Below are 25,796 nucleotides of genomic sequence, written 5' to 3'. Positions count from 1 at the left end.
ACTCTTCTAGGGCTATGGCACAGGTCTGGCGAGTGCGATGGACGGGGTGTTGAGGCGGGCGGACAGCTCGCGCACCGAGGGGAACCGTTATGCGAAGATCGAGACAGGTTTCGCCTGGCTGCGCCTGATCGGGGCCACGCTCGTCGTCATCGAGCACAGCTTTCCCCTGATCGATCCCAGGCTGATCGGCATGTTCCCGGAGAGCTGGAACCTCTCACCGGGCTACTTCGCGCTGATGGCGTTCTTCGCCATGAGCGGCTACCAGATCGCGGACAGCTGGTACCGCGACGCGTCCTGGTGGCGTTACCTGCTCAAGCGCGCCCTGCGGATCTGGCCGCCGCTGCTCGTGGTCGTCATGATCACCGCGTTCGTGATCGGCCCGCTCGTCACCGTGCTGAGCCAGGCCGAGTACTGGGGCAGCCGCCAGACGTGGGGCTACGTCGTCAACAACGCGGGCATGTACACGTTGCAGCACATGCTCCCCGGCGTGTTCGCGCAGAACCCCTACCACTGGTCGGTCAACGGTTCCATCTGGACGTTGCCGATGGAGACCACCGGTTACCTGATCGTGCTGGCCGCCGGCCTCGTCGGTGCGCTCGGCAAGGGGCGTCCAGCGCTCTTCGGGGTGCTGGCCGTGTTCCTGGTGCTCGACTGGTTCGGGCAGGCGCGGGTCGGGGGAGGCGGCAACTTCACCGGTCTCTGGAGCGTCCCGCTCGCCCCGCTGGTCGCGTACATGGTGCCGTTCGTGCTCGGCATGATCTTCTTCGTCTACCGGGACCGCCTGCGGTTCCAGCCGTTGGTCGCCTACGGCCTGTGCGCCGCCTATCTGGTCGTCAACTTCGTCCCGTTCGTCGAACCGGCCGCGCGCTTCCTGCTGCCCCTCGCGGCCGGGTACGGCGCGGTGACCTGGGCCCACCACTGGCCGCGCCGCCTCGCCGGGTACGACGAGTGGGTCTACGGCAGCTACGGCATGTACATCTGGGGCATGCCGGTTCAGCAGCTGATCGTGCTGGCCGGGGTGCGCAGCCCGTGGCTGCTGATGGTGCTCGCGGTGCCCGTCTCGTACCTGTTCGGCCTGCTGTCGTGGCGGCTGGTCGAGAAGCCGACCCAGCAGCTCCGCCGCTACCTCAAACCGCCCGCCCGCGCGGACCGGGCCAGACCGGACCAGCCGACCGAACAGCTCGCCAGGGTGGGCCGGGACGAGGGACCGACCCGGTCGCTGCCGCGGCAGGCGTCCGACGACCGGCCGACCGACCTGTTGCCCCGTTTGGCCGCCGACGACCGTGCAACCCAGCAGCTGCCCCGCCAGGCCTCACACGAACAGCAGCAGCACCAGCGCCGGCAACCCCTGCGCCAGCACGCCACCCCAGGCGCTGTCGCGCGGCCTGCTCAGCGCCAGCCGGTCGGCAACGGCCAGCACGACGCTCGACAGCAGCACGAACCACCCCAGGTGGACCGGCAGCGTGCGCGCGACCAGCTCGTGCCCGGTGTGCAGCGCCACCAGCCCCGCGACCGGGCCGCACGCCAGGAACACGTTGTAGAACCCCACCCCGCACGCCCGCAGCCGGATCACCGGCACGTCCTCGGCGGGCTGCCGGAACACCGAGTGGTGCACCCGGTGGACCAGCAACGCCTCCCACACCCACACCAGCAGGTGGACCAGCGCGGCGGCTACCGCGGCGACCTGCGCGACGACGCTCACGGCGTGCCCGCGCCGAGGGACACCCCGTGGCGCGGCAGTGCCTCCAGGCCGTGAGCCGACAGGTCGCGTAAGAACGCGCCCAGCAGCTCGTCGACCGAGGAGGCCAGGAACTGCACGCCCCGCGGCGCGTCCACCTCGAACACCTCGTACGCCTCACCAGTGTGTTCGCCCGAGATCCGAACCGTGATCTTCGCGTCGGGCGCAAAGCGGGCCGCTGGTGCCCGTGCGGGCATGTTCAAGGCCTGTCGTGAACGCCTAGTCCTCGCCGGGCACCCGGCTCGCCGCGATCTCCGGAGCCAGGTCGATCACCGTCCGCCGGTGCACCAGCTGCACGACCTCCGGCGGCACCGAGTCACCCGGCTCCAGCAGGCGGGGCAGCAGGGAGGCGTCCGTGGTGATCGCGCGCAGGAACAGCTCCACCGTCACGTCGTGGTCCGGCCGGTGCAGCACGGTGATCTCGTCGCCGGGCGCGATGAGGCCGGGTTCGAGCACGCGGAAGTACGCGCCGGGACGGGCGACCTCGGTGAACCGCTTCACCCAGCCGCGCTGGCCGAGGAAGCTCGCGAACGTGCGGCACGGCACGCGCGGGCCGGAGACCTCCAGCGTGGCGGTGCCGATGCGCCACTGTTCGCCGATGCGCGCGCTGGTGTGGTCGATGCCCTGGGTGGTCAGGTTCTCGCCGAACTGGCCGTTGTGCAGCTCGACGCCCAGCTCGGTCTGCCACCAGTCGAAGTCCTCGCGGGCGTAGCCGTAGACCGCCTGGTAGTCACCGCCGTGCACGGACCAGTCGCCGATCGCGTCACCGGCCACGCCGCTGCCCGCCGTGCCCTTCGCACCGGGTGCGCTGATCCGCAACGGGCCGTCGACCGGGCGTTTGTCGATGCCGGTGGTCCCGGCGCGGGTGTAGTCGGCGGGCACGGCCTTGGCGGCGACGTTCAGCGAGAGCACAACAGGCATGCCCGCGAGGCTATTGGCCGACCGCCTTCCGGGCGATCGAATTGACGTAGTCCTGGTACTTGCCCACCTTGTAGGTGATGAGGTCCAGGCATTCCTGCAGCTGGACCATCTGCTCGCGGACGCGGTCCTGGTGTTCCTTGAGGATGTCGAGGCGCTGCAGCTCGTTGCCGTCGCCCTGGCGGACCAGCTCGGTGTAGCGGCGGATCTCCGGGACGGGCATTCCGGACATCCGCAGCATGATGCACATGCGCAGCCAGTCGACGTCCTGCTGCGTGTACACCCGGCGGCCGCCCGGTCCTCTGTGGACCTCGTGCGCGAGGATGCCCTCCTTCTCGTAGAACCGGAGCGCGTGCACGCTCAGCCCGGTGTGTTCGGCGACCTCGCCGATGCTCATCCCCATGCCCCGAGCATAGGTTCTTGACCTAGAGACGGCTCTAGTTCGTACGTTCTCGCTCATGACTATGCGTTATCGCGTACTTGGGGGAACCGGCATCGAGGTCAGCCACCACTGCCTCGGCGCCATGATGTTCGGCAACGTGGCCAACGCGGACCACGAGGAGGGCGTGCGGATCATCCACCGCGCGCTGGACGCGGGGATCAACTTCGTCGACACCGCGGACATGTACTCGGCGGGGGAGTCCGAGGAGATCGTCGGCAAGGCGCTCGCGGGCCGGCGTGACGACGTGGTGCTGGCGACGAAGGTGCACTTCCCGTTGACCGACGGCCGCAACCGCGTGCGGGCCGTCGAGGACAGCCTGCGCAGGCTGGGAACCGACTGGATCGACCTGTACCAGGTGCACCGGCCGGACTACCGGACCGATGTCGAGGAAACGCTGTCCGTGCTCACGGACCTGGTGCGGGACGGCAAGATCCGCGCGTTCGGCTGCTCGACGTTCCCGGCGGAGGAGATCGTCGAGGCCCACCACGTCGCGATGAACCGGGGCCTCCTGCGGTTCCGCACCGAGCAGCCGCCGTACTCGCTGCTGGCGCGCGGGATCGAACGCTCGGTGCTGCCGACGACCCGGCGGCTCGGCATGGGCGTGCTGGTGTGGTCGCCGCTGGCCAGCGGGTTCCTGTCGGGCAAGCACCGCAGGGGTGCGGCGGCCGAGGCGTTCCGGGCGACGCTCACCCCGGACCGGTTCGACGAGTCGTTGCCGGGCAACGCCGCGAAGTTCGACGCGGTCGAGGCGTTCGCGAAGCTGGCCGACGAGATGGGGGTGACGCTGCCCGCGCTCGCCATCGCCTTCGTGACGACCCACCCCGGCGTGACCTCGGCGATCACCGGGCCGCGCACGATGGAGCAGCTGGAGTCGTTGCTGGAGGGCGCCGACCTGGTGCTGACCGACGACGTGCTGGACCGCATCGACGAGATCGTGCCGCCCGGCACCGACACCTACGACGTGCACGGGTTCTGGAAGCCCGCGTCGCTGGTGGACGTCCACCAGCGACGCAGGCCCCTGGACCTGCGGTAGCTACCAGGTCTGGGTGGTGAGGCCCAGGCCGCGGTAGACCTGGTCGAACCCGTTGCCGTCGTTGTCGTCGGTGTAGACGACGGTGACGCGGCCCCACGGGTCGACGCCCACGGCCGGTTCGTCCTGCCGGCCGGTGGCGTTCGAGACGGTGAGCTGCCGCGCGGGCCGGCCCGTGGTGGTGCCGTCCGGGTTGTAGACCACGGTGTGCACGTCCTGCGCCTCGGCCGTGGTCACCGCGACGCCGCGCTGGTCGTCGACGCCGATCTGCGGGTCGGTGCCGGTGGTCTGCGCGGTCGTCCCGGTGACCGCGCCCGCCGCCGTGAACGACTGGGTCTTCACGCCGGCGCTCTCCCACGCGACCGCGAAGTCACCGTTGAAGTTGGCCGCCACGGCGGGACGTTTCCCCGTTCCCGTCGTGGTCTGCGCCTGCTTCACGCCACCGGACGGGGTGAGGATCTTGCGGGCCACGCCCGCGTCCGCCTCCCACACCACGACCGCGTTGGCGGCGGCACCCATCGCGACCTGCGGCTTGGCGTGCGTGCCACCGGCGTTGTTGACCTGCGCCTCGTAGGTCTTGCCGGTCAGGGACGCGAACCCGGCGATCCGGACGGTCGACGGGTTCGTGCCCTGCTTGTCCTCCCACGTGACGGCGAAGTGCGCGGTGTCCGGATCCGCCGCCACGCTGGGGAAGTGCTGCTGGCCGTCGGCGCTGGCGTTGGCCGTGCCGGAACCGGAGACGGTCCCGGTGGCCGAGACCTGGCGGACGGCGATGTTGTAGTAGCCGTTGCCGTCCGGGTCCTCCGACCACACGACGACCGCGCTGCCGTCCTCGTGCAGCGCGACATCGGGCTGCCAGTGCCGCCAGTTGCCGGTGCCGCCGGTGCTCAGCTTCTTCTCGTAGACCGACGTGCCCTCCTTGTAGAGCCGGATCCAGACGTCGGAGTGGATCGGGTCCTCGGGGGTGGCGGTGTCGCGGTCGTCCTCCCACACGACGGCGGTGTAGCCGTTGCGGGTGGCGGAGACGGCGGCGTTGTCCTGGTCGCCGGTCGAGTCGCTGTTGACCGTGGACCACGTCATGGGGGCGGGGGCGAGGAGCAACGAGGCGATCAGCAGTGTCTTCACGGCGCCTGCAATCCGGGGTTGTTCGCCTCGACGACGTAGCTCTGCACGGTCTTCACCGGGTAGTCGCGGACGGTGACCTTGTCGACCGCGCGGAAGTCGACCCGCATCTCGGTGCTGGTCGTGCGGGTCTTCACGTAGCCGCGCAGGTTCTTGAAGAACTTCACGTGCGGGTTCAGCGTCGGGTTGAGGCTGTTGTCCGCGGCGTTGCCGTCACCGCCGGAGGTGATCGACGTGGTGACGAGCTCGGTGCCGATGACCCGGTTCTGCGACTGGTAGGACTGCATGAGGTTCGCGGCCCAGCTGCGGTGCACGTCGCCGGTGAGCACGACGGTGCCCTTGTTGCCGTTGGTGTCCCAGGCGTTCTGGATGCGCGTGCGGTTGGCGGTGTAGCCGTCCCACGCGTCCATGCTCTTCGAGCCGTCCGCGGCGGCCAGCCGTTGGGCGAAGAACACCTGTTGGCCCAGGAAGTCCCACGTGCCGAGCTTCTGTCGCAGCCCGTCGGTCAGCCACGTCTCCTGCGCGGTGCCGGTGAGCGTGCGCGCCGGGTCGTCGGCGGCCGGGCAGACCTTCGTGCCGTCGCCGCACGCCTGGTCGTTGCGGTACTGGCGGGTGTCGAGCATGTGGAACGTCGCGAGGCTGCCCCACCGGACCCTGCGGTGCAGCAACATGTTCTCCGCGTTCGGTGCCTGGGCGGAGCGCAGCGGCATGTGCTCGTAGTAGGCCTTGTACGCCGCCGCCCGGCGCGCCTTGAAGTCGCCGGCCGGGGAGCTGTCGTTGCGGATGAGGTTGGCGTAGTTGTTCTCGACCTCGTGGTCGTCCCACACCACCAGCCAGGGCGCGGCCGCGTGTGCCGCCTGCAGGTCAGGGTCGGTCTTGTACTGCGCGTGCCGCACCCGGTAGTTGGCGAGCGTGCTGATCTCGGTGGCGGGCGCGAACTTGCGGACCTTCGTGGTCGTGGCGCCGCCCTCGTAGATGTAGTCGCCGAGGTGCAGGATCAGGTGCGGGTTCTCCTCGGCCATCCGGCGGTAGGCCGTGAAGTAGCCCTCCTCGAAGTGCGAGCAGGACGCGAAGAGCATGGTGAGCTCGGGCGAGGTGCCGACAGCGGGCGCGGTGACCGCGCGGCCGACGGGGGAGATGTGCCCGTCGGCGCGGAAGCGGTACCAGTACTCACGACCCGGCTCCAGGCCGGTCAGCGTGACGTGGACGGAGTGCGCACTTCCCGGCACGGCGGTGAACGTGCCGGTGCGGGCGATGGCGGTGAAGCGTTCGTCGGTGGCGACCTGCCACTCGACGGACGTGTTGGCGTTCGGCATGCCGCCGAGGCCGTCGGCGTTGAGGGGGTTGGGCGCGAGCCGGGTCCAGATCACGAACCCGTCGGCCGCCGGTTCGCCGGACGCGACACCGAGGGTGAAGGGGTAGCCGATCGCGTTGGCCAGCCGGGGCACGAGCACTCCCGCGCTCGCTCCGGCGAGACTTCCCACGAGGAAGGTGCGTCTCCGTAACGTGGTCATGTCTCGCAGGCTTACCCGGCGCGAGTAAAGGACCGCCTAACGGTGGTGGTATGCGGTCTTAAAGTGCTCTCCCACCAGGAGAACGCGTCCCGGTCGTCCCGGTGCAGGTCCAGCCCGTCCGCCAGCGCCTCGGCAGCGCACAAGGGCAGCTGGGTGTCCTGCACGGCCCGGTAGAGCAGCGCGACGTGGTCACGCGACCAGGCGTCGAGGCTCAACCCCGGTAATCGTTCTGCCTGGCAGCAAGGCTGCGCGCACACCACGATGTCGAACCACTCGTCGTGGTCCGGGAACGTGACCGTGACGCCGAACCGGTCGGGGCACAGGGCCATGACCGAGTCGTGGCGCGTCTCGTAGTGCAGGTCGCACGGCAACGCGGCCAGCCTCCGTGCCGCGTGCCGGTCAGGACCGCGAACGGGCAGCGGGGCCGCGCACGAGCCGTGGTCCAGCACCACCACTTCCCACTCGCTGCGGGCCAGTCGAAGTGCGGTCGCGAGCCCGGAGACCCCGGCTCCGACGACGAGTGCTGTGGCCATGCCAGCCCCTTCCCCCTAAGATCGAGGCTAGCGAACGTTCAGAAATTTCTGAAGACTGGGGCACTGTGACGGGCGAGACAGACCGCAGGCGGCTGGCGGAGCACCTGGCGCTCACCCTGGTCGGCTCGGGGATGCAGCGGATGGCGGCCCGTGTGCTCGCGGCGTTCCTGTTCACCGAGGAGGACTCGCTGACCGCGGGCGACCTGAGCGAGGAGCTCGGCGTGAGCGCGGGGTCGGTGTCCGGCGCGGTCAAGATGGTCATGCAGATGGGGCTGATCGAACGGGTGCCCGTGCAGGGCAGCCGCCGCGAGCACTACCGGATGCGCGACCGGGCGTGGACGACGCTCTACGGACGGCAGCACGCGCCGATCGACGACATCCTGAGCGCGGTCGCCAGGGGCGTGGAGGCGGTCGAGCCGGGGCCCGCCCGCGAGCGGCTCGTCTACATGCGGGACTTCTACGAGTTCCTGCTCAGCGAGGTGCCCGCGCTGGTCGAGCGGTTCGAGCAGCGCCGAAGCGAATCCCGTCCATGACGAGGTCGAGCATCCTGCGGGCCTGAGCCGGGTCGTCGTTCTGGGCGACGGCGACGAGCATCGCCATCACGTCCGCCGGCTCGTTGCCGGCCCCCAATGGTCCCAGCAGCTCCTGCAGCGCGCCGACCATCTTCGCGCGGCTGTGCTCGAACGGGTTCACGCCACTCGCGATCACCGCCTGCAGCGCGTCCTTGAGGTCGCGTTTCGTCGCGATGTAGGCGATGAACCGGTCCATCCACTCCCGCAGCGCCTGCTCGGCCGGCAGGTCGGCCAGCGGTGCGAGGTCGCAGAGCTTCTCCAGCTCGGCGCGGTAGACGGCCTCGATCAACGCCTCGCGGGTGGGGAAGTGCCGGTACAGCGTGCCGATCCCGACGCCCGCCTTCTTGGCGATGGCGCCGAGCGTCACGTCCTTCTCGTGGCTGAACGCGTCCAGCGCCACCTCGAGCAGCAACGCCCGGTTACGAGCGGCATCAGCACGCATTGCGAACACTCCCGTGGGATCACTTGCTAACCGGAGGGTCCTCCGCTTAGTGTGGAACTCGAACCGGAGGAACCTCCGTTTCAGGTTACAACATGCTTCTGGGTACGACACAGGTTGGGGAAATCAGATGACGGAGCGCATCACCACCCCGTTCGGCTTCGAGACCACCGCTCTCGAGGTCGTCGAGGGCGTCGACCTGTCCGGCCGCCGCGCCGTGGTCACCGGTGGGGCGTCGGGCATCGGCGTCGAGACCGTGCGGGCGCTGGCCGCCGCGGGCGCCGAGGTCACCATCGCCGCCCGCAACGTCGAGGTGGGCGGGCGCGTGGCCGCGTCGCTCGCCGAGGCGACGGGCAACCAGAACATCCTCGTGGCGCCGCTGGACCTCGCGGACCAGGAGTCGGTCAAGGCGTTCGCGCGGTCCTGGGACGGGCCGTTGCACCTGCTCGTCAACAACGCCGGTGTCATGGCCACGCCGCTGACCCGGACGCCGGAGGGCTGGGAGATCCAGTTCGCCACGAACCACTTCGGCCACTTCACGCTGACGCTCGGCCTGTTCGAGGCGCTGCGGGCGGAGGGAGCGCGGGTGGTGAACGTCAGCTCGGCCGGTCACCTCGCGAGCCCGGTGGTGTTCGAGGACATCCACTTCGAGCGCCGCGAGTACGACCGCTGGCAGGCGTACGGCCAGTCCAAGACCGCGAACGTCCTGTTCGGTGTCGAGGCCGGAAAGCGCTGGGGCAGCGAGGGGATCACGATGAACGCGTTGATGCCCGGCGGGATCCTGACGAACCTGCAGCGGCACATCACGCCGGAGGAGCTGGCGGAACGGCGCCGGCTGCGCGGTGGCGACAAGCCGTTGCAGCTCAAGACGCCGGAGCAGGGTGCGGCCACCACGCTGGTGCTGGCTGTCTCACCGCTGGTCGAGGGCCGGTCGGGGCTCTACTTCGAAGACTGCAACGAGGCCTTGCCCGCCACCGGTTCGGCTGGGCTCGCCGCGTACGCACACGACCCGGAGGCCGCCGCGCAGCTGTGGAAGGTCTCCGAGGACACGCTGAAAGTCGGGGAACAGGCATGAGCAGCAAGTTCGAGTCAACCGCGCTGGACGTCGTCAAGGGCGTCGACCTCTCCGGTCGCCGTGCGATCGTCACCGGCGGGGCGTCGGGAATCGGTGTCGAGACCGTACGCTTGCTGGCCGTCGCGGGTGCCGAGGTCACCATCGCGGCCCGGGACGTCGATGCCGCGCAACGGGTGGCCGTGGAGCTGATGGTGGCCACCGGCAACAAGAAGATCTCCGTGGCGGGGCTGGACCTCGCGGCGCAGGACTCGGTGAAGGCGTTCGCGCGCAACTGGGACGGGCCGCTGCACCTGCTGGTCAACAACGCCGCTGTGGTGGCCCCGCCGCTGACCCGCACCGCCGAGGGCTGGGAGCTGCAGTTCGCGGCCAACCACTTCGGACACTTCGCGCTCACGCTCGGGTTGTTCAACTCGTTGCGGGCCGACGGTGCGCGCGTGGTGAACGTCAGCTCGTCCGAGCACCTCAGGAGCGATGTCGTGTTCGACGACATCCACTTCGAGGGCCGCGAGTACGACCCCTGGCAGGCCTACGGCCAGTCCAAGACCGCGAACATCCTGTTCGGGATCGAGGCCGGCAAGCGGTGGGCCACCGAGGGGATCACGATGACCGCGGTGATGCCGGGCATTTACCACGGCCTGGCTCCCTACGCGCAGGACGAGGAGTCCGCGGCGCTGCTGTGGAAGGTCTCCGAGGAGGCGCTGGGCGTCTACGACCTGCAGGCCGCCCTGCGCTAGTGGTACGCCGCGACGGCGATCCGAACCAGCGAGCTGATCAGCGGGTTCGGGTCGCCGTCCTGCCACGCCACGACCACGCGGCTGGGTGCCATGTCGGTGAGCGGGACGACGGCGAGCTCCGCCGGTGGGGTGTGGCCCAACGGGGTCATGCCGACGGTTCCGTTCCACAGCACGGCTTGCAGGCATTCCTGGACCACGCGCACGGCCGGGCCCTCGCGCGGTTCGCCGCCGTGCCAGTAGCTCTGCCAGACCGGGTCGGTGCCCGCGGGGAACCGGAACCAGCGCCGGCCGGCGAGGTCGGCCAGCCGCAGTTCCCGTTGACGTGCCAGGGGATCGTCCGCGCGCAGCACCACGCCGACCGGGTCGCGGCGCAGCTCGTGCACGGCCAGCCCGGTCTCGTCGAACGGTGCCCTGGTCAGTGCCACGTCCACGAGTCCGGCGCGCAGGCCACAGGTCGGGTCGGTGAGGTCGGTCTCGCGGACCAGCACCTCGACGTCCGGGTGCTCGCGCCGGAACGCCGCGGCCAGCCTGGTCGCGCCCTGGTCGGAGCTGTCGGCGAGCACGCCGATCGTGATGGTGACGGCACCGGCGACCCGTTCCCGGACGCGGTCGGCCCTCGCGAGCAGGTCGCGTGCCTCGTGCAGGAGCAGCGTGCCGGCGGCGGTGAGCGTGACGCCGGTGGGGGAGCGGTGCAGCAGCACCGCGCCCAGGTCGTGCTCCAGCTGCTTGATCGCGCGGCTGAGCGGCGGCTGGCTCATGTGCAGTCGCGCGGCGGCGCGGCCGAAGTGCAGCTCCTCGGCGACGGCGAGGAAGTACCGCAGGGTGCGCAGCTCCACGAGCAGCGACGATACCGGCCCGGTATCGGGTGTGCGGAGCCGGTCTTGGACAGCGCGCGCCGGCGCGGGTGAGCTTGTGATCATGGAGTTCAAGGACCCGGTCGTGCGGGTGGAGAACGCGGTCGAGATCGCCCGCGACCTGCTGGTGATCCCGAACCAGCGCGTGGGACTCGTGCCGAACATCGGCGTCATCGGCGGGACGGAGGCCGTGCTCGTCGTCGACACCGGCCTCGGCGTCGAGAACGCGGCTTCGGTGCTGTTGTTCGCCGCGGAGGTGGCGCGCGGCCGCCGGATCTACCTCACCACGACCCACTTCCACCCCGAGCACGCGTTCGGCGCGACGGTGTTCGCGGGTGAGGCGACCTACCTGGTGAACCGGGCGCAGGCGGCTGACCTGGACCGCAAGGGCGCGGGATACCTGGAGATGTTCCGCGGGCTGGACCCCGTCATCGCGCGCCGCCTCGAAGGTGCCCAGGTGCCGGTGCCCGACGCGGTGCACGACTCGCACGACCTGGACCTCGGTGGTCGGGTGGTGCGGCTGCGGGCGACCGGACGCGGCCACACGCTGGGCGACCAGGTGGTCGAGGTGCCCGACGCCGGGGTGCTGTTCACCGGCGACCTCGCCGAGACCGGGCAGTTCGCGATCTTCCCGTGGTTCCCGCCGCACGACACGGACGTCTCCGGGCTGGGCTGGATCTCGGTGCTCGACGGGCTGCTCGGCACGCGGCCGTCGGTCGTGGTGCCCGGCCACGGTGACGTCGGTGGTGCCGAGGTGCTCGCGAACGTGCGTTCCTACCTGGTCGAACTGCGCGACGAGACGTGGCGGCGCCGTGGTTCCGAGCTGGTCGCCGAGGAGGTGCGGGAGCTGATGATCGCGCGGCACCCCGAGTGGGAGGGCCGCGAGTGGATCGAGCCCGGCGTCGCGTGCCTGTGCGCCGAACATCCCGCCTAGAGGTCTGGACCATTTCGTGCTTCAATGACAGCGGGTCGCCGCCTGATCGCGAAAGGTGAGCGAATGTCCGCACGTTCGGTGTTGACAGCCCTGCTTCTGCTCATGAACGCCGTACTGGTCCCGTCGACCGCCGCCCAGGCGGCCGACACGTGCGCCCTCAAACCCCGTCCTGCCGGAAAAGTGCTGCACGGCTACTGGGAGAACTGGGACGGTGCCTCCAACGGCGTGCACCCGCCGTTCGGCTGGACCCCGATCAACGACAGCAGGATCGCCCAGCACGGCTACAACGTGATCAACGCGGCCTTCCCGGTGATCCGCTCCGACGGCACGGTGCTGTGGGAGGACGGGATGGACGCGACGGTGAAGGTCGCGACCCCGGCTGAGATGTGCGCGGCGAAGGCGGCCGGTGCCACGATCCTGTTGTCCATCGGCGGCGCGACGGCCGGCATCGACCTGAGCTCGTCCACCGTCGCCGACCGGTTCGTCGCGACCGTCGTGCCGATCCTGAAGAAGTACAACTTCGACGGCATCGACATCGACATCGAGACGGGCCTGGTCGGCAGCGGCAACATCAACCAGCCCTCACCGTCGCAGGCCAACCTGATCCGGATCATCGACGGCGTGCTCGCGGCGATGCCCGCCGGGTTCGGCCTGACCATGGCACCGGAGACGGCGTACGTGACCGGCGGCAGCGTGGTCTACGGCTCGATCTGGGGCGCGTACCTGCCGATCATCAAGAAGTACGCCGACAACGGCCGGCTGTGGTGGCTGAACATGCAGTACTACAACGGTTCCATGTACGGCTGCTCCGGTGACAGCTACTCCGCCGGCACCGTGCAGGGGTTCGTGGCGCAGACCCAGTGCCTGAACAAGGGGCTGGTCATCCAGGGCACCACGATCCGCGTGCCCTACGACAAGCAGGTCCCCGGCCTGCCCGCCCAGCCGGGTGCCGGCGGCGGGTACATGTCCCCGTCGCTCGTCGGGCAGGCGTGGAACAGCTTCGGCGGTCAGCTCAAGGGCCTGATGACCTGGTCGATCAACTGGGACGGTTCGAAGAACTGGACGTTCGGCGACAACGTGAAGCGCCTGCAGGGCCGGTAGGACGGGTGCGGAACCCGGTGGGTGCCTTCTCCTGCGAAGCACCCACCGGGTTCCGCGGCGCCGGGTCACGTGCGGGGTGCGACCCGTGACTCGTACGGCTTCGGCTGGTACCACGGGTCGAAGAAGCAACCCGTGCCGTACGTCTCGTCGTTGCGGGGGCACTTGGCCGCGACGGAGAACGGGTTCGGCCGCAGCCCGGTCTTCTCCCACTTCTCCAGCGACTGCAAGGCCGAGGCGTACTCGGCGTCGCTCAACGCGCTGTGCTCGGCCTCCGTGGTGAACGTCTGCACGAGGTTCCACCAGCGCCCGGCCTTGAGCACCTGCTGCCGGTACGCCGACTCGTGTTCGACGAACGCCGTCGGGTCACCGATCGCGTGCACCGACAGCACCGGAACGTCGATCTTGCCGGTGAGATCGCTGTCGTGGACGAGCTCCGCGCGCGCCTGCGGATCCGGCGAGAACCGCTCGACCCCGGCGTTGAGCGCGGCGTCGTCGTGCGAGCCCTGGTACCTGACGCCCGCGTTGCTCCACGGGTTCCGCCCGCCCAGCCGGTTGTGGACGATGTCGCGGAACGTGAACGTCGCGAAGTTGAGGTGTGAGTTCAAAGTGGACTCGGGAATCTTCGTGACGGCAAGGATGTCCGTCAGCTTCCGCTGCTGCTCGGCCGTGCGGTTGCCCGCCGTGCCCAGGCACTCCTCGACCCGGCTCCGCAACCCGGCCGTGGTCATCGTGGAGTCCTCGCGCAGCCCCATCCACAACGGGTACCGCACCTCCGCCGGCCGCGGGTGGTTGCCGCAGTAGTACTGGTAGACCACCCGCAGATCGACCCGGTAGTCGTACCCCTTCGACCCACCGGCGATGACCCCGCTGGTCAGCAACGCCGCGTCGTAACCCTGGTACAGCTCGATGGTCTTGGCCGCGACATTGCCACCCCACGACTGCCCGTGGAGGTAGACCTTGCGCGGCTTCAGCATCGAGCTGACCATCCTGCGCAGGTTGTCGGTGTCCTCAGCGGCCATCCGCGTGCCGTACCCACCGCGCCGGTACGACGTGCCGGCCCACGCATAGCCCTCCTTCACCATGACGGCCCACCGGCCGAGGTCGTCACGCGTGCGTTCAGGCGTGGGCTCACCCAGGTCCGGCCCGCCGTGCGAGTGCACGACCAGCGTCTTGTTCCACCGCTTCGGCACGGCGACCGTGTAGTACGCGCCGTTCGCGTCCCGGCCCTCGTAACACCTGGTGTCGGCGGGGACGTTCGCCGGACACGGCGCCGTCGGAGGCAGGTGCACGGGCGTCGTGACGCTCGCGGCGGTGAGAGCGATTGCCAGCAGGACGTTCATGGCTGGGAATCGTGAGCTGGCGGCTGGTTGTGGTCCAGTTCACCCGCGCAAACTTGAGACTTCCCTGACGTTGCGTTTCCGGTCACCCGGCATACCGGACGCTGTTCAGCACGTGCTCGGCCCCCGCTCGACCGTCCACACGTCACCGAGCGTCGCGCGCACCGCGACCGGTAACGGGTCGTGCATCTCGCGGAGCACCAGGTCCCGGTCCAGCAGCGGATGTGACGTGAAGAGCGGGACCCCGTGGCCCTCGACGAGCTTCGCCTCGACCGGCGCCCCGAGCAGGTCGTCCCACGGCGCGATGGCGTTGGCGAACGTGCCGCCGAGGGTCTGTGCGGCGTACGTCCGCAGCCGCGACCACGACCCGATCACCAGCTCAGTGCGTCCAGCCGGTGCGACCCGTAGTCGATGCTGCCGCCCTCGGCGACGGCAGCACCGCAACACCCACACCGGACGGTCACGCGCCCAGCTCCTCCCGGACGAGCGCCACGAAGGCGTCCACATCGGACTCCGTCGTGTCCCACGCCGTCATCCAGCGCACCTCACCGCGCGCACGGTCCCAGTCGTAGAACCGCACCCGCTTGCGGATCCGGTCCGCCACCTCCACCGGCAGCGCCACGAAGATCGCGTTCGCGGCCGTCTCCTGGGTGAAGGTCAGGCCCGGCACGGCCTCCAGCGCGGTCCGCAGCCGGGCGGCCATCGCGTTCGCGTGGGCCGCGGTCCGCACGCCCAGGTCGTCGTCGAACAGCGCGAGCAGCTGGGCGGAGGCGAACCGCATCTTGCTGGACAGCTGCATCATCATCTTGCGCAGGTAGCGCAGCCCGGTCGCGCGGTCGGGGTCGAGCACGACCACGGCCTCCACGGCCAGCAGCCCGGCCTTCGTGCCGCCGAGGCTGATCACGTCCACGCCCACGTCGGTGGTGAACTCGCGGAAGGGCACCCCGAGGGCGGCCGCCGCGTTCCACAGCCGGGACCCGTCGACGTGCACGGCCATACCGCGCTCGTGCGAGTAGTCGCAGATCGCCCGCAGCTCGCCGGGCGTGTAGAGCGTCCCCATCTCGGTGGTCTGGGAGATGCTCACGGCCAACGGCTGCGCCCGGTGCTCGTCACCCCAGCCCCACGCCTGCTGCGCGATGAGCTCCGGCGTCAGCTTGCCGTCCGGCGTCGGCACGGTCAGCAGCTTGAGCCCGGTCATCCGCTCCGGCGCACCGCCCTCGTCGACGTTGACGTGCGCGGTGGCCGCCGAGACGACCGCACCCCAGCGCGGCAGGACGCTGGTGAGCGCCATGACGTTCGCACCGGTGCCGTTGAAGACCGGGAACACCTCCGCGCGCTCACCGAACCGCTCGCGCACGACCTCCTGCAGCCGGGCCGTGTAGACGTCGTCGCCATAGGACACCTGATGGCCACCGTTGGCCGCGGCGATGGCGGTGAGTGCCTCCGGGAGCACCCCGGCGTAGTTGTCGCTGGCGAAGGCTCGCCAGCCGGTGTCGTGCAGCGGCTCGATCGTCATACCGGCCACGGTAGCTGCTTCGATTTTGTGTCGGTGGTGCCGTCTACGGTGACCTTGACAGTGCCGTTGAGCCGAGGGGACCCGAATGTCCGAGCACCTGATCGAGGACCTGGTCGCGGACTCGGTCGTCGTCCTGGACGGACACGCCGGGGAGGGCGACCCGCGCGTCCGGGACTGGTTCGCGGCGCTGTACGACTTCGAGTCCGGCCACGACTGCTCGTTCACCCGGTTCCGGGTGATGGACGTCCTGCTGCGCCGCGGGTACACCTACCGCTTCCCGCTCGACCGCCACCCCGACCACAGCGCCCGGCCGGACCACTTCGCCGCGCGGACCGAGTTCACCGCCCTGCGCGAGTTCGACGAGGACGCCCCCGGTTTCGCCGGCTACGACTCGTGGCTCCAGGACGGCTACGTCGACCCGCCGTGGCTCTACTGCGACGCCGGAACGGACTTGTGGCACCGCATGGTCACGGCCGGCGACCTCACCGGCCCCGCCGCCGCCCCGCTCCGCCGCACCCGGCTCGTCGAGGTGGTCCGCGAGATCGCCGTCGCCGCCGAGGAGCACCAGGACCGCGAGCTCATCGGCCTCTGGTACGCCTTCGGCTGCGAGGCCCTCATCGGCACCGCCCTGGACGTCGCCGAGTTGGCCGAAATGCCTGCGGTGCAAGACTTGCGCGCGATCGTCCGCCGCACCGACGCCCTGCCGGCCGCGCAGGAGTCGCCCTGCGGCTGCCCGATCGAGGCCGCCGCCGACGAAGACCTCGAAGCCTGGTGGTGGCGGCTGTGAGCGTTCCAGTCGAGAGAAAGGATGGGTCCTTGTCGGACAGTTTCCTCGTGGCCGCCCGTGTTCCGATGTCCAGGGAGGGCTTCGAACAGTGGCTGCGCACGCCCGTTGAAGACCTGGGCGTCATCGAGAACCCGCAGGACATGTACGACGGATGGCTGTGGAACGGCAGACGCGCCGACACCGGATGGGACTCGGTCGGCGTCGGCATCACGCCGCGCGACTACTTCGCTGAGCGGGTCGAGGCCTCGTGCGGCGGCCACCAGGAGTGCGGCGTCCTGCTGTACCGCGACGGTGCGCTGGAGGCGTACCTCCTGCACCTGGGCCATGCCCAGCGGAGCATCCACACCGCCCTGCTCGTGCTCGCCGCGACCGGTGACTTCAAGTCGGAACCGGCAGAGGACACCGCCCTGTTCTGGGCCGAGACCGGCGCCAACCTCTGGCCGGCCGACGCCGACGGCTGGCTGGCGGTGCTCTCCGTCGGAAAGGGCGGCGCGCGGTTCGTCGACCAGCGTGACCTGACCGGCGTGGTGGCCGGCCTGCGACCGGTCGAGAGCCGGTTCTTCGAGCTGGTCGAGCGGCTGGCCGAGGACGAGGAGGCGTGGGACTGGGACTCCGGCGAGGCCTTCCGCTCCGAGGCGCCGCGCGACCCCGCGTTCACCGATCCCGCCGTTCTCAGGGAGTCCTGACAATGGCCGTTGGCACCTGCTAACGTTTGTTGGCATGTGCCAGGAGTTGCCATGAGTGAGGGTGACGACCTCGTGCGCGTGCTGGCCACGCTCGCCAACCCGCACCGGCTGCGGGTCGTCGCGGCACTGGCCGGCGGCAGGAACTACGTCAGCGACCTGGCCAGGCAGTTGCAGATCAGCAGGCCGTTGTTGCAGGTCCACCTGAAGAAGCTCGAAGCGGCCGGCCTGGTGTCGGCGAGCCTGGAGCTCTCCGAGGACGGGAAGGCGATGAAGTTCTACGAGCTCGTCCCGTTCGACCTGAGGCTGACCCCGCAGCTCGTCGCCGGCATCGCACCGACGCTCACCGAGAAAGGACCGGAGCAATGAACCAGGACTGGACGGAGGTCGCCGGCGCCATCGGGCTCTTCCTCCTGCTCACCACGGTGATCGCGGTGACGGTCTGGCAGCTGGGCTCGTCCTGGCGCGCCAAGGCGCTGCTGAACCGGGAGGAGGCATACCGCGCGCTGGCGGAGTCGGCGGTCCGGTCGCAGGAGAACACCGAGCGCAAGCTGGCGGAGATCTCCGAACGGCTCGCGAAGGTCGAACGCGTCCTGCAGGACGTCGAATAGGAACCCGGTCACCGAGCGGCAACTCGGTGACCGGGAGAAGAAGCGTCACCCCTCGCCAGGCGAGGGTCTCATCGGATCACTCCTTCACCGGGGGAATGTAGTTCATGCTGCCCAAAAACGTTCGGGAGCCCGTCGTGGCACGGATCTCCCGCTGGTCGGCGCGCCACCGGGTGGCCGCCCTGCTCGCCTGGGTCGGACTCGTGGCCGTCTCGCTGCTGGCGGCGGTGCTCGTGTCCGGGCCGGACGCTCCCAACACCGACCCCGGCGAGGCCGGCCGCGCGCAAACCGTGCTGCGCCAACAGGACTCCTTCGAACCCGTCCGCGAGAACGTGCTCGTCCAGGCACCCGACGGCCACGCACCACGCCCGGTGACCGAGGACCTGCGAGGCCGCCTCACCGCGATCCTGGGCTCGTCCGCCGTCGGCCCGCCGCTCGTGTCCGCCGACGGCCGCTCGGAGCTCCTCACCTTCCAGCTCGCCGGCTCCGCGGACCAGGTCAGAACGAACTTCTCCGCCGTCGCGAAAGCCGTGCGGGACACCGAGAACGCGCATCCCGGCACGCGCGTGGCAATGGCAGGGGACCGCAGCCTGAGCGCGGCGGTCGACGAGCACATCAGCAAGGACCTGGCGCAGTCGCACCTGCTGTCGTTGCCGATCACGCTGCTGGTCCTGGCGCTCGTGTTCGGCGCCCTGGTCGCCGCCGGCATCCCCGTGCTGCTCACCGCCACGGTCGTGGTGACGACGTTCAGCCTGCTGCAGGTCATCGGCAAGGTGTTGCCGGTCAACAGCGCGGTCTCGGCGATCATCCTGCTGATCGGCATGGCCGTCGGCGTCGACTACTCGCTGTTCTACCTGCACCGCCACCGAGAGGAACGCGCACGGGGTCGCACGGTCGACGAGTCGCTGCGCACCACCGCCCGCACCTCCGGACACGTGGTCGTGGTCTCCGGCCTGACCGTGATGATCTGCCTGACCGGCATGCTCTTCACCGGTCTGGGCGCCCTGCGCGGCCTGACGATCGGCACGATCCTGATCGTCGGCCTCGCCGTCCTCGGCTCCGTCACCCTGCTCCCGGCGTTGCTCTCGTTGCTGGGTGACCGGATCGACCTCGGCCGCACCACCCGCCGCACCCGCGACTCCCGCACGTGGTCCCGCATCGCCACCGCGGTCGTCCGCCGCCCGGTCGTCCTCGGTGGCGCTGCGGCGGTGTTGCTGGCGCTGCTGTCCGTCCCGGCGTTCGGGATGCACCTGCAGGACCCCGCCCAGGTCAACAGCCTGCCGCGCTCGGTTCCCGCCGTGGACGCCGCCGTGCGCATGCAGGAGGCCTTCCCCGGCGCTCCGACCCCGGCCAGGGTGGTGCTGTGGGACCCGCGCGGCCCCGTCGCGGACCGCCCTGACGTCCGCGCCGCCGTGGACTCGTTGCGCAACCTGGTGCGCGACAACGACCTGCTGTTCGAACCGGTCACCGCGGTCCAGGTCGACCGCGTCCTGGTACTGCGCGTGCCACTCGCCGGCAGCGGCACCGACCCGCTCTCCAACCGCGCGCTGGAAGAGCTGCGAACCCGCGTCCTGCCCGCGGCGTTCGGCCAGGTCGACGGCCTCTCGTTCGCAGTCGGCGGCCGCACCGCGACACCCCACGACTTCGCCCGCCAACTCGTCGAACGCACTCCGCTGGTGTTCGGCTTCGTGCTGCTGCTCGCCTTCCTGACGCTGGTGGTCGTGTTCCGCTCAGTGGCCATCCCACTGGTGTCGATCGCCCTGAACCTGCTGTCCGTCGGCGCCGCGTACGGCGTCGTCACCTGGGTGTTCCAGCACGGCCACCTGACCTGGCTGCTCGGCTTCACCCCGTACGGCGGTGTGGTCGGCTGGCTGCCGGTGTTCCTCTTCGTGCTGCTTTTCGGCCTCAGCATGGACTACCACATCTTCATCCTGAGCCGCGTGCGCGAGCGCTGGACCGCGGGCGCCTCCGCCCGGCAGTCCGTTGTGGACGGCGTGGGAGCCGGCGCGGGCGTGGTCACCAGCGCGGCGGTGATCATGACGGCGGTGTTCGCCGTGTTCGTCACGCTCACCGCCATCGAGTACAAGATGCTCGGCGTCGGCATGGCGTTCGCGATCATCGTGGACGCGACCCTGGTGCGCGGTGTCCTGCTGCCGGCCGCCATGGCCCTGCTCGGCGACCGCGCCTGGTGGCCAGGCGTTCGCGGTCACGGCTCGTCGTCGGTCAGCAACCTCGACCTGACCAGAAATCTCACCCCGAGCGGCGCCTCCAGCGAGAACCCGCTCCCACGCCCCTTCACCACGTCGATCGTCAGGTGCGTGTGCCTCCAGTACTCGAACTGCGCCACCGACATCCACACCGGCACCGAGAACGAGTCCGAGTCCGAGTCCCCGGCCGACCCCACCGCCAGATCCCCGAGGTGCACGTCCGACGACCCGGTGCGGAACTCACCCGCCGGGTAGCACATCGGCGCCGACCCGTCGCAACACCCGCCGGACTGGTGGAACATCAGGTCACCGTGAGACGCCCGGAGGCGGCGGAGCAGGTCCGCCGCCTCCGGGGTCAGATCGACCCTCGCCATCAGAAGAAGCCCTGGGCGTTCTGCGAGTAGCTGACGAGGAGGTTCTTGGTCTGCTGGTAGTGGTCGAGCATGACGCGGTGGTTCTCGCGGCCGATGCCGGACTGCTTGTACCCGCCGAACGCCGCGTGGGCGGGGTAGGCGTGGTAGTTGTTCACCCACACGCGGCCGGCCTGGATGTCACGGCCCGCGCGGTAGGCGACCGAGCCGTCGCGGGACCAGACGCCGGCGCCGAGGCCGTACAACGTGTCGTTGGCGGTCTTCAGCGCATCGTCGTAGTCGGAGAACGACGTCACCGCGACGACCGGGCCGAAGATCTCCTCCTGGAAGATCCGCATCTTGTTGTCGCCCTCGAACACCGTGGGGGTGACGTAGTAGCCGCCGGACAGCTCGCCGCCGAGATCGGCGCGTTCGCCGCCGGTGAGGACGCGCGCGCCCTCCTGCTTGCCGATGTCGATGTAGGACTGGATCTTCTCCAGCTGGTCGTTGGAGGCCTGCGCGCCGATCATCGTCTCGGTGTCGAGCGGGTGGCCCTGCTTGATCGCACGGGTGCGCTCGACCGCGTCGCCGAGGAAGTCGGCGTAGATCGAGTCCTGGATCAGGGCGCGGGACGGGCAGGTGCAGACCTCGCCCTGGTTCAGCGCGAACATCGTGAAGCCTTCGAGGGCCTTGTCGTAGAAGGCGTCGCGGGAGGCGGCCACGTCGGCGAAGAACAGGTTCGGCGACTTGCCGCCGAGCTCCAGCGTCACCGGGATGATGTTCTCGCTGGCGTACTGCATGATCAGCCGGCCGGTGGTGGTCTCACCGGTGAACGCGACCTTCGCGACCCGCCGGGACGACGCGAGGGGCTTGCCCGCCTCGACGCCGAAGCCGTTGACGACGTTCAGCACGCCGGGCGGCAGCAGGTCGGCGATGAGCTCCATCAGCACGTGGATGGAGGCCGGGGTCTGCTCGGCGGGCTTGAGCACCACGGCGTTGCCCGCCGCGAGGGCGGGTGCGAGCTTCCAGGTGGCCATGAGCAGCGGGAAGTTCCACGGGATGATCTGGCCGACCACGCCCAGCGGCTCTTGGAAGTGGTAGGCGACCAGGTCCTCGTCGATCTGCGAGATGCCGCCCTCCTGGGCCCGGATCACGCCCGCGAAGTAGCGGAAGTGGTCCACGGCGAGCGGGAGGTCGGCGGCCAGCGTCTCGCGGATCGGCTTGCCGTTCTCCCAGCTCTCGGCCACGGCGAGGGCCTCGAGGTTGTCCTCGATGCGGTCGGCGATCTGGTTGAGCACCTGGGCGCGGGCGGTCGGTGAGGTCTTGCCCCACGCGCGGGCGGCGCCGTGGGCGGCGTCCAGGGCGCGATCGACGTCCTCCGCGGTGCCGCGGGCGATCTCGGTGAAGTCCTCGCCGGTCACCGGGGTCGGGTTGGCGAAGTACTCGCCCTTCGCGGGAGGGACGTACTCACCGCCGATGAAGTGGTCGTACCGGTCGCGGTACGTCACCACGCTGCCGGGCTGACCTGGGGCCGCGTACTTCGTCATCGTCTCGCCTCCCGCATCGTTGCGAACTGGTGGCGACGCTAGGCAGGGCAACGTTTCATCGACGTTGCATCCAAAAGGAGCAATCCGGATCGCACGCGGGCCAGTCATCCTGGTGTTATGTCGCCTCGCGAAGTGGCGCGGCCGGTGATCGCCGAGTCGTGGCAGCGGTCCCTCGCGGCCAGCGTCGACCCCGACCGGCACGAGGCGCCGGTGGTGTTCGCGCCGGACGAGGTCGCGGACCTGCGTGGCGAGCACCCGCTGGCGGCTGCCGTGCCGTTGCTGCGGCACACCCTCGCGATGGACGAGACGATCATGATCGTCACCGATACCGCGGGCACGATCCTGTGGTGCGAAGGCGACAACAAGACCAGGCACAGCGCTGAGCGCGTGCACCTGACCGAGGGCTCGCGGTGGAGCGAGGACGCCATCGGCACGAACGCGATGGGCACGGCGCTCGCGACCGGCCGTTCGGTGACGGTGCACTCGAACGAGCACCTGGTGCGCAAGTACCACACGTGGACGTGCGCGGCGAGCCCGATCCGCGACCCGCACACCGGCACGTTGCTGGGCGTGGTCGACGTGAGCGGCCCGCTGAAGACCATGCACCCGGCCGTCGCACCGCTGGTCTCCGCCGCCGCGCAGCTCGCCGAGCACCACCTCCAGACGCACCTGAGGCCGCGCAGACCGGTGCTGACGCTGAACTTCCTCGGCGGAGTGGCCGCGTCGCTCGACGGCCGGCCGTTGTCGCTCACGCTGCGCAACGCCGAGGTGCTGACGGCGCTCGCGTTGCACCCGCGAGGCCTCACGGCCGAACAGCTCGCCCTGCAGCTCTACGGCGAACGCGGCAACCCGACCACCGTGCGCGCCGAGCTGCACCGGCTGCGCGCCCAGCTCGGCACCGTGCTGTTGACCAGGCCGTACCGCCTCAACGCCGAGCTGAGCGGCGACTTCCTGGACGTGCGCACGGCGTTGCGCGAGGGCAGGACCGTCGCCGCCTACCCCGGCGAGCTGCTGGCCCGCTCGGACGCGCCGGTCGTGCGCGAGGAACGCGACGACCTGGCCGCGGCACTGCGCCGGCAGGTGATCGACAGCGGCGACGTCGACGCGCTGGTGTCGTTCGCGGACGGCGCGGAGGACGCCGAGGTGCTCGAACGGCTGCACACCCTGCTCCCGGCCGCCGACCCACGGCACGCACTGGTCTCCTCGCGCCTGCGCCGAGCGTTGGAATAGGCTTTCCCAGCGGGGGAGGACGACAACGTGAAGCAGTGCATCAACTGCATGACCAGGTTGCCGCGCAAGGAACTCGCGGACATCGCCTGGTGTTCGCTGTGCGCGCCGTGCCGGCAGGTGGCCGCCGACCAGATGAAGCTGTTGCACGACCGGCCGGGCGGCGCCGAGGTGCAGATCTACCAGTGCGGCTGGTGCGGCACCGAGCGCTCGTGCGCCCCCGGTTTCCAGACCCGGTGCCTGGTGTGCCTGGACGACCGGTCCGTGCCGGACCCGGCGGTGCAGCGGATCGCGGCCCGGCTGGACCTGACCGGGACCTGGCGGGAGAACTCCGAGCTGATCGCCGCGACCACCGTGAAGATCCGCCTCGCCAAGTACGAGCAGGCGGGCTGGACCGTGCTCGCCACCGACGTGCACGGCCTGCCGTGGACCGGTTTCCGCTGGCTGACGAAGTCGCACGGCACGTGGGGCCGCAACGACGAGAGCGGCGAGGTCGCGTTGCTGCGCAAGCGTTCGCGACCCGAAGAGGCGGGTTTGCTGTACCTGGTGCGGTACGGCAAGGTCCTCAAGTTCGGCCGCGGTCAGGCGGACCGGGTGCACGGGCACGTCAAGTACGGCGCCGTGCCCGTGCTGGTGCTGTCCGGCGGCAGGCAGGAGGTCGCCGTCGCCCGCGACCGGCTGAAACGCCTGCACCGCAGCGAGATGGTCTCGCAACGCACGCCCGTCGACCTCTTCGCCGTGCTGCCCGACGGCGAGGACGTGACGGACCAGTTCAGGACGAGCTGAGTCAGTCGGTCGTGAAGTCGCGCCCGCGAACGGGATGCGGCGACGTGTGCACGTACCGGCCCATGGGCGCAAGGGAATGCGTCGCCGAGTGCGTGAACCCGAGCATGGAAGCGAACATCTCGCGTGCGCCGAGGACGATCCGCTTCAGGGCTGCGGACTTGTGGGCCCGCAACGAGAACGCCTCGGCCCGGTTCAGCACGTGGACCAGCGGCAGCGTGACGACCACGTCGTAGGACGCCGGGTCGGGCAGCTCGGGGCAGAGCCGGGCCGGGTTGCCGGACGCGAAGTGCAGGAACGTGACCTCGGAGCGGTGCGGCTTGGCGGGCAACGTGGCCGTGAGCCCGGCCTGGCGTTCCGCGAGCGCCTTGCGGTGGGCGCGGAGCTGCTCCTTGAACGCCGCCCGCTCGTGGTCGAGGTGGAACGCGCGCCGCTGTCGCTTGATCTCGGTCAGTTCAGCGAGGTGTCGCATCACCTGGCCAGTATGCGATGGGCGTGCAAGCGGAATTCCACGTTGTGCTGCTTGCGATTGCCAGTTCGTCGTCGACCAGGTGGACGTAGCGGTGGTCGTCGTGGGTGCCCAGCCACCGCCGCGGAGACCCGGAAGCGCTTCCTGGAACGGGTGCTGAACACGCCTCGACCGGCCTTCGCGAGCTCACGGCGGGCGTCACGTCTCGCGGGCCGAGATCTGCCGGTACAGCCCCTCGTCGGCGGCCAGTCGCAGCTAGTGCGCGGAGGGGTGCAAGGCAGGGACGGACAGGACCTCGTACATACCCGTTCAACGCGCCTATTTGCTGCACTCGGACGGGTGAGCAGAGAGTCGTGCGACTGGGTACCCCGCCGCCGTGGACAACATCGTCGTGGTGGGGCAGATAGCGCGCGACCTCGTGCTCGTCGTGGACGAGGTGCCGGACAGCGGCGGGACGAGCCAGGTCCGGCAGCGCCGGGAGATGCTCGGTGGCAAGGGCGCGAACATCGCGGTCGGGCTGGCCCAGCTCGGCGCGGCGGTCGAGCTGGTCGGCGTGGTCGGGGAGGACGACGTCGGGGAACGGCTGGTCGCGCGGGCGGCGGCGGACGGCATCGGCACCGCGCATGTCGTGCGGCGAGGTGTTTCCGCGTTGATCGTCGACCTCGTGGCGGACGGGTGGCGCTACCTGGAGGACCTGCCGGAGCTGCTCCAGCCCGACGACCTGCCGGTGGAGGCGATCACCGGTGCCGCGGCCGTGGTGCTCCAGCTGCAGCAGCCCGCGGAGGTGACGTTGCGGGCGGCCCAGGCGGCACGGGGGCTGGTGGTGCTCGACGGCGTGCCGAAGGATCACACGAAAGAGTTGCTGGCCTGCGCGAACGTCCTGCGGGCCGACCACCAGGAGGCCGAGCTGCTCACCGGCCGCAAGATCACCACGACCGACGACGCGCTGGAGGCCGCCCGTGCGGTCGAAGGGCCGGGGCTCGTGGCGTTCGCGGTGGACGGCGAGGGCAACGTGTTCGTGTGGGACGGGGGAGAGCTGGTGCTGCCGCTCGGTGACGCGGAGGTCGTGGACACGACCGGAGGAGGAGACGCGTTCATCGCGGGGCTGACCTATGCGCTCACCAACGGTGCAACGCCCGATGAAGCCGCACGGCTCGCGGTCAAGGCATCGGGCGACACGGTCACGCGACCAGGCGGGCGACCGGAACTGAGCAGGTTGTGATCGGGAAACAGGGGGCCGGAATTGTCGGTGCGACACGCTACCGTTGGTCTCGTC

General features: G+C 70.1%; 28 protein-coding genes and 2 pseudogenes. 15 read left to right on the top strand and 15 right to left on the bottom strand.

Annotated features, from left to right (window positions below; all coding sequences use genetic code 11):
- Window positions 1-37: 37 nt before the first annotated feature.
- Window positions 38-1,024 (top strand): annotated as a pseudogene (locus tag BBK82_RS48245) (acyltransferase family protein); the annotation flags it as partial.
- 288 nt (window positions 1,025-1,312) lie between these two features.
- Here the strand turns inward: BBK82_RS48245 and BBK82_RS48240 are convergent.
- The 4 genes from BBK82_RS48240 to BBK82_RS40905 form a co-directional block, all read right to left on the bottom strand.
- A complete protein-coding gene (locus tag BBK82_RS48240; RefSeq protein WP_237048480.1) occupies window positions 1,313-1,615 on the bottom strand; it encodes a DUF1304 family protein in 303 nt (100 codons plus the stop codon).
- Between the two features lie 83 nt (window positions 1,616-1,698).
- Window positions 1,699-1,836: a hypothetical protein gene (locus BBK82_RS52095; protein WP_170067843.1), complete on the bottom strand. Its 138-nt coding sequence runs from the start codon at window positions 1,834-1,836 to the stop codon at window positions 1,699-1,701.
- Between the two features lie 121 nt (window positions 1,837-1,957).
- Complete coding sequence (locus BBK82_RS40910) at window positions 1,958-2,659, bottom strand: MOSC domain-containing protein (protein ID WP_065919717.1); 702 nt, start codon at window positions 2,657-2,659, stop codon at window positions 1,958-1,960.
- Between the two features lie 10 nt (window positions 2,660-2,669).
- Entirely contained in the window at window positions 2,670-3,059 is a 390-nt protein-coding gene (locus BBK82_RS40905) for a MerR family transcriptional regulator (protein ID WP_218920492.1), read from the bottom strand.
- Between the two features lie 61 nt (window positions 3,060-3,120).
- Here BBK82_RS40905 and BBK82_RS40900 point away from each other — a divergent pair, with 61 nt between their 5' ends.
- Window positions 3,121-4,131, top strand: a complete 1,011-nt coding sequence (locus BBK82_RS40900) for an aldo/keto reductase (protein ID WP_065919715.1) — start codon at window positions 3,121-3,123, stop codon at window positions 4,129-4,131.
- On the opposite strand, the gene BBK82_RS40895 is transcribed toward BBK82_RS40900, so the two are convergent.
- From BBK82_RS40895 to BBK82_RS40885, 3 genes are read right to left on the bottom strand one after another with little or no spacing between them, the layout of a single operon-like run.
- Window positions 4,132-5,253 carry a hypothetical protein gene (locus tag BBK82_RS40895; RefSeq protein ID WP_237047852.1) on the bottom strand — a complete coding sequence of 374 codons (1,122 nt, stop codon included), beginning with the start codon at window positions 5,251-5,253 and terminating at the stop codon, window positions 4,132-4,134.
- Window positions 5,250-6,764 (bottom strand): alkaline phosphatase D family protein, encoded by a 1,515-nt coding sequence (locus BBK82_RS40890; protein ID WP_065919714.1) that lies wholly within the window; start codon window positions 6,762-6,764, stop codon window positions 5,250-5,252. Before BBK82_RS40890 ends, BBK82_RS40895 begins: the two co-directional genes overlap by 4 nt.
- Window positions 6,765-6,775: 11 nt before the next feature.
- A complete protein-coding gene (locus BBK82_RS40885) occupies window positions 6,776-7,297 on the bottom strand; it encodes an NAD(P)-binding protein (protein ID WP_065919713.1) in 522 nt (173 codons plus the stop codon).
- A gap of 65 nt (window positions 7,298-7,362) precedes the next feature.
- Between BBK82_RS40885 and BBK82_RS40880 the strand changes: the two genes are divergently transcribed.
- Window positions 7,363-7,830 (top strand): GbsR/MarR family transcriptional regulator, encoded by a 468-nt coding sequence (locus BBK82_RS40880; protein ID WP_065919712.1) that lies wholly within the window; start codon window positions 7,363-7,365, stop codon window positions 7,828-7,830.
- Here the strand turns inward: BBK82_RS40880 and BBK82_RS40875 are convergent.
- A complete protein-coding gene (locus tag BBK82_RS40875; RefSeq protein WP_065921768.1) occupies window positions 7,769-8,311 on the bottom strand; it encodes a TetR/AcrR family transcriptional regulator in 543 nt (180 codons plus the stop codon). The two genes, BBK82_RS40880 and BBK82_RS40875, sit on opposite strands and share 62 nt — an antisense overlap.
- Window positions 8,312-8,438: 127 nt before the next feature.
- Here BBK82_RS40875 and BBK82_RS40870 point away from each other — a divergent pair, with 127 nt between their 5' ends.
- Both BBK82_RS40870 and BBK82_RS40865 read left to right on the top strand, forming a co-directional pair.
- Window positions 8,439-9,383, top strand: a complete 945-nt coding sequence (locus BBK82_RS40870) for an SDR family NAD(P)-dependent oxidoreductase (RefSeq protein ID WP_065919711.1) — start codon at window positions 8,439-8,441, stop codon at window positions 9,381-9,383.
- Window positions 9,380-10,117 carry an SDR family NAD(P)-dependent oxidoreductase gene (locus BBK82_RS40865; RefSeq protein WP_065919710.1) on the top strand — a complete coding sequence of 246 codons (738 nt, stop codon included), beginning with the start codon at window positions 9,380-9,382 and terminating at the stop codon, window positions 10,115-10,117. The genes BBK82_RS40870 and BBK82_RS40865 overlap by 4 nt, the downstream gene beginning before the upstream one ends.
- Here BBK82_RS40865 and BBK82_RS40860 read toward each other — a convergent pair.
- Window positions 10,114-10,953, bottom strand: coding sequence for a LysR family transcriptional regulator (locus tag BBK82_RS40860; RefSeq protein ID WP_154697796.1), 840 nt, complete (start codon window positions 10,951-10,953; stop codon window positions 10,114-10,116). The genes BBK82_RS40865 and BBK82_RS40860 overlap by 4 nt on opposite strands.
- 79 nt (window positions 10,954-11,032) lie before the next feature.
- Here BBK82_RS40860 and BBK82_RS40855 point away from each other — a divergent pair, with 79 nt between their 5' ends.
- Complete coding sequence (locus BBK82_RS40855; RefSeq protein WP_065921766.1) at window positions 11,033-11,905, top strand: MBL fold metallo-hydrolase; 873 nt, start codon at window positions 11,033-11,035, stop codon at window positions 11,903-11,905.
- A 102-nt stretch (window positions 11,906-12,007) separates the two neighbouring features.
- A complete protein-coding gene (locus BBK82_RS40850) occupies window positions 12,008-13,006 on the top strand; it encodes a chitinase (RefSeq protein WP_418287545.1) in 999 nt (332 codons plus the stop codon).
- Between the two features lie 65 nt (window positions 13,007-13,071).
- Here the strand turns inward: BBK82_RS40850 and BBK82_RS40845 are convergent, their stop codons facing one another.
- The 3 genes from BBK82_RS40845 to BBK82_RS40835 all read right to left on the bottom strand — a co-directional run bounded on the left by BBK82_RS40845 (window position 13,072) and on the right by BBK82_RS40835 (window position 15,859).
- Window positions 13,072-14,346 (bottom strand): alpha/beta hydrolase, encoded by a 1,275-nt coding sequence (locus tag BBK82_RS40845; RefSeq protein ID WP_065919708.1) that lies wholly within the window; start codon window positions 14,344-14,346, stop codon window positions 13,072-13,074.
- A 105-nt stretch (window positions 14,347-14,451) separates the two neighbouring features.
- Window positions 14,452-14,718: a hypothetical protein gene (locus BBK82_RS40840; protein WP_065919707.1), complete on the bottom strand. Its 267-nt coding sequence runs from the start codon at window positions 14,716-14,718 to the stop codon at window positions 14,452-14,454.
- A gap of 85 nt (window positions 14,719-14,803) precedes the next feature.
- Entirely contained in the window at window positions 14,804-15,859 is a 1,056-nt protein-coding gene (locus BBK82_RS40835) for a threonine aldolase family protein (RefSeq protein WP_065919706.1), read from the bottom strand.
- Window positions 15,860-15,944: 85 nt separating this feature from the next.
- On the opposite strand from BBK82_RS40835, the gene BBK82_RS40830 reads away from it, so the two are divergent.
- The 5 genes and pseudogenes from BBK82_RS40830 to BBK82_RS40810 form a co-directional block, all read left to right on the top strand.
- Complete coding sequence (locus BBK82_RS40830; RefSeq protein ID WP_065919705.1) at window positions 15,945-16,646, top strand: hypothetical protein; 702 nt, start codon at window positions 15,945-15,947, stop codon at window positions 16,644-16,646.
- 29 nt (window positions 16,647-16,675) lie between these two features.
- The gene (locus BBK82_RS40825; RefSeq protein WP_154697795.1) at window positions 16,676-17,332 is read left to right on the top strand and encodes a hypothetical protein; all 657 of its coding nucleotides are present in this window, start codon (window positions 16,676-16,678) and stop codon (window positions 17,330-17,332) included.
- A gap of 51 nt (window positions 17,333-17,383) precedes the next feature.
- Window positions 17,384-17,698: an ArsR/SmtB family transcription factor gene (locus tag BBK82_RS40820; protein WP_065919703.1), complete on the top strand. Its 315-nt coding sequence runs from the start codon at window positions 17,384-17,386 to the stop codon at window positions 17,696-17,698.
- A complete protein-coding gene (locus tag BBK82_RS40815; protein ID WP_065919702.1) occupies window positions 17,695-17,940 on the top strand; it encodes a hypothetical protein in 246 nt (81 codons plus the stop codon). The genes BBK82_RS40820 and BBK82_RS40815 overlap by 4 nt, the downstream gene beginning before the upstream one ends.
- 104 nt (window positions 17,941-18,044) lie before the next feature.
- A pseudogene (locus tag BBK82_RS40810) lies at window positions 18,045-20,072 on the top strand (MMPL family transporter); the annotation flags it as partial.
- 71 nt (window positions 20,073-20,143) lie between these two features.
- Here BBK82_RS40810 and BBK82_RS48230 read toward each other — a convergent pair.
- A complete protein-coding gene (locus BBK82_RS48230; protein WP_071812778.1) occupies window positions 20,144-20,518 on the bottom strand; it encodes a DUF779 domain-containing protein in 375 nt (124 codons plus the stop codon).
- Window positions 20,518-22,041, bottom strand: coding sequence for an acetaldehyde dehydrogenase ExaC (exaC, locus tag BBK82_RS40805; RefSeq protein WP_065919700.1), 1,524 nt, complete (start codon window positions 22,039-22,041; stop codon window positions 20,518-20,520). The genes BBK82_RS48230 and exaC overlap by 1 nt, the downstream gene beginning before the upstream one ends.
- A 117-nt stretch (window positions 22,042-22,158) precedes the next feature.
- On the opposite strand from exaC, the gene BBK82_RS40800 reads away from it, so the two are divergent.
- Together BBK82_RS40800 and BBK82_RS40795 are read left to right on the top strand one after the other, a co-directional pair.
- On the top strand, window positions 22,159-23,271 hold the full coding sequence (locus tag BBK82_RS40800; RefSeq protein ID WP_065919699.1) for a GAF domain-containing protein: 1,113 nt from the start codon (window positions 22,159-22,161) through the stop codon (window positions 23,269-23,271).
- 27 nt (window positions 23,272-23,298) lie between these two features.
- The gene (locus BBK82_RS40795; protein ID WP_065919698.1) at window positions 23,299-24,054 is read left to right on the top strand and encodes a hypothetical protein; all 756 of its coding nucleotides are present in this window, start codon (window positions 23,299-23,301) and stop codon (window positions 24,052-24,054) included.
- A gap of 1 nt (window position 24,055) precedes the next feature.
- Here the strand turns inward: BBK82_RS40795 and BBK82_RS40790 are convergent, their stop codons facing one another.
- Window positions 24,056-24,526, bottom strand: coding sequence for a hypothetical protein (locus BBK82_RS40790; RefSeq protein WP_065919697.1), 471 nt, complete (start codon window positions 24,524-24,526; stop codon window positions 24,056-24,058).
- Between the two features lie 370 nt (window positions 24,527-24,896).
- On the opposite strand from BBK82_RS40790, the gene BBK82_RS40785 reads away from it, so the two are divergent.
- Window positions 24,897-25,742: a PfkB family carbohydrate kinase gene (locus BBK82_RS40785; protein ID WP_218920491.1), complete on the top strand. Its 846-nt coding sequence runs from the start codon at window positions 24,897-24,899 to the stop codon at window positions 25,740-25,742.
- Window positions 25,743-25,796: the final 54 nt, after the last annotated feature.

Source organism: Lentzea guizhouensis, from assembly GCF_001701025.1.
GTDB lineage: Bacteria > Actinomycetota > Actinomycetes > Mycobacteriales > Pseudonocardiaceae > Lentzea > Lentzea guizhouensis.
Note: the sequence above shows the minus strand (reverse complement) of the source record. Positions and strands in the feature narration are given on the sequence as shown.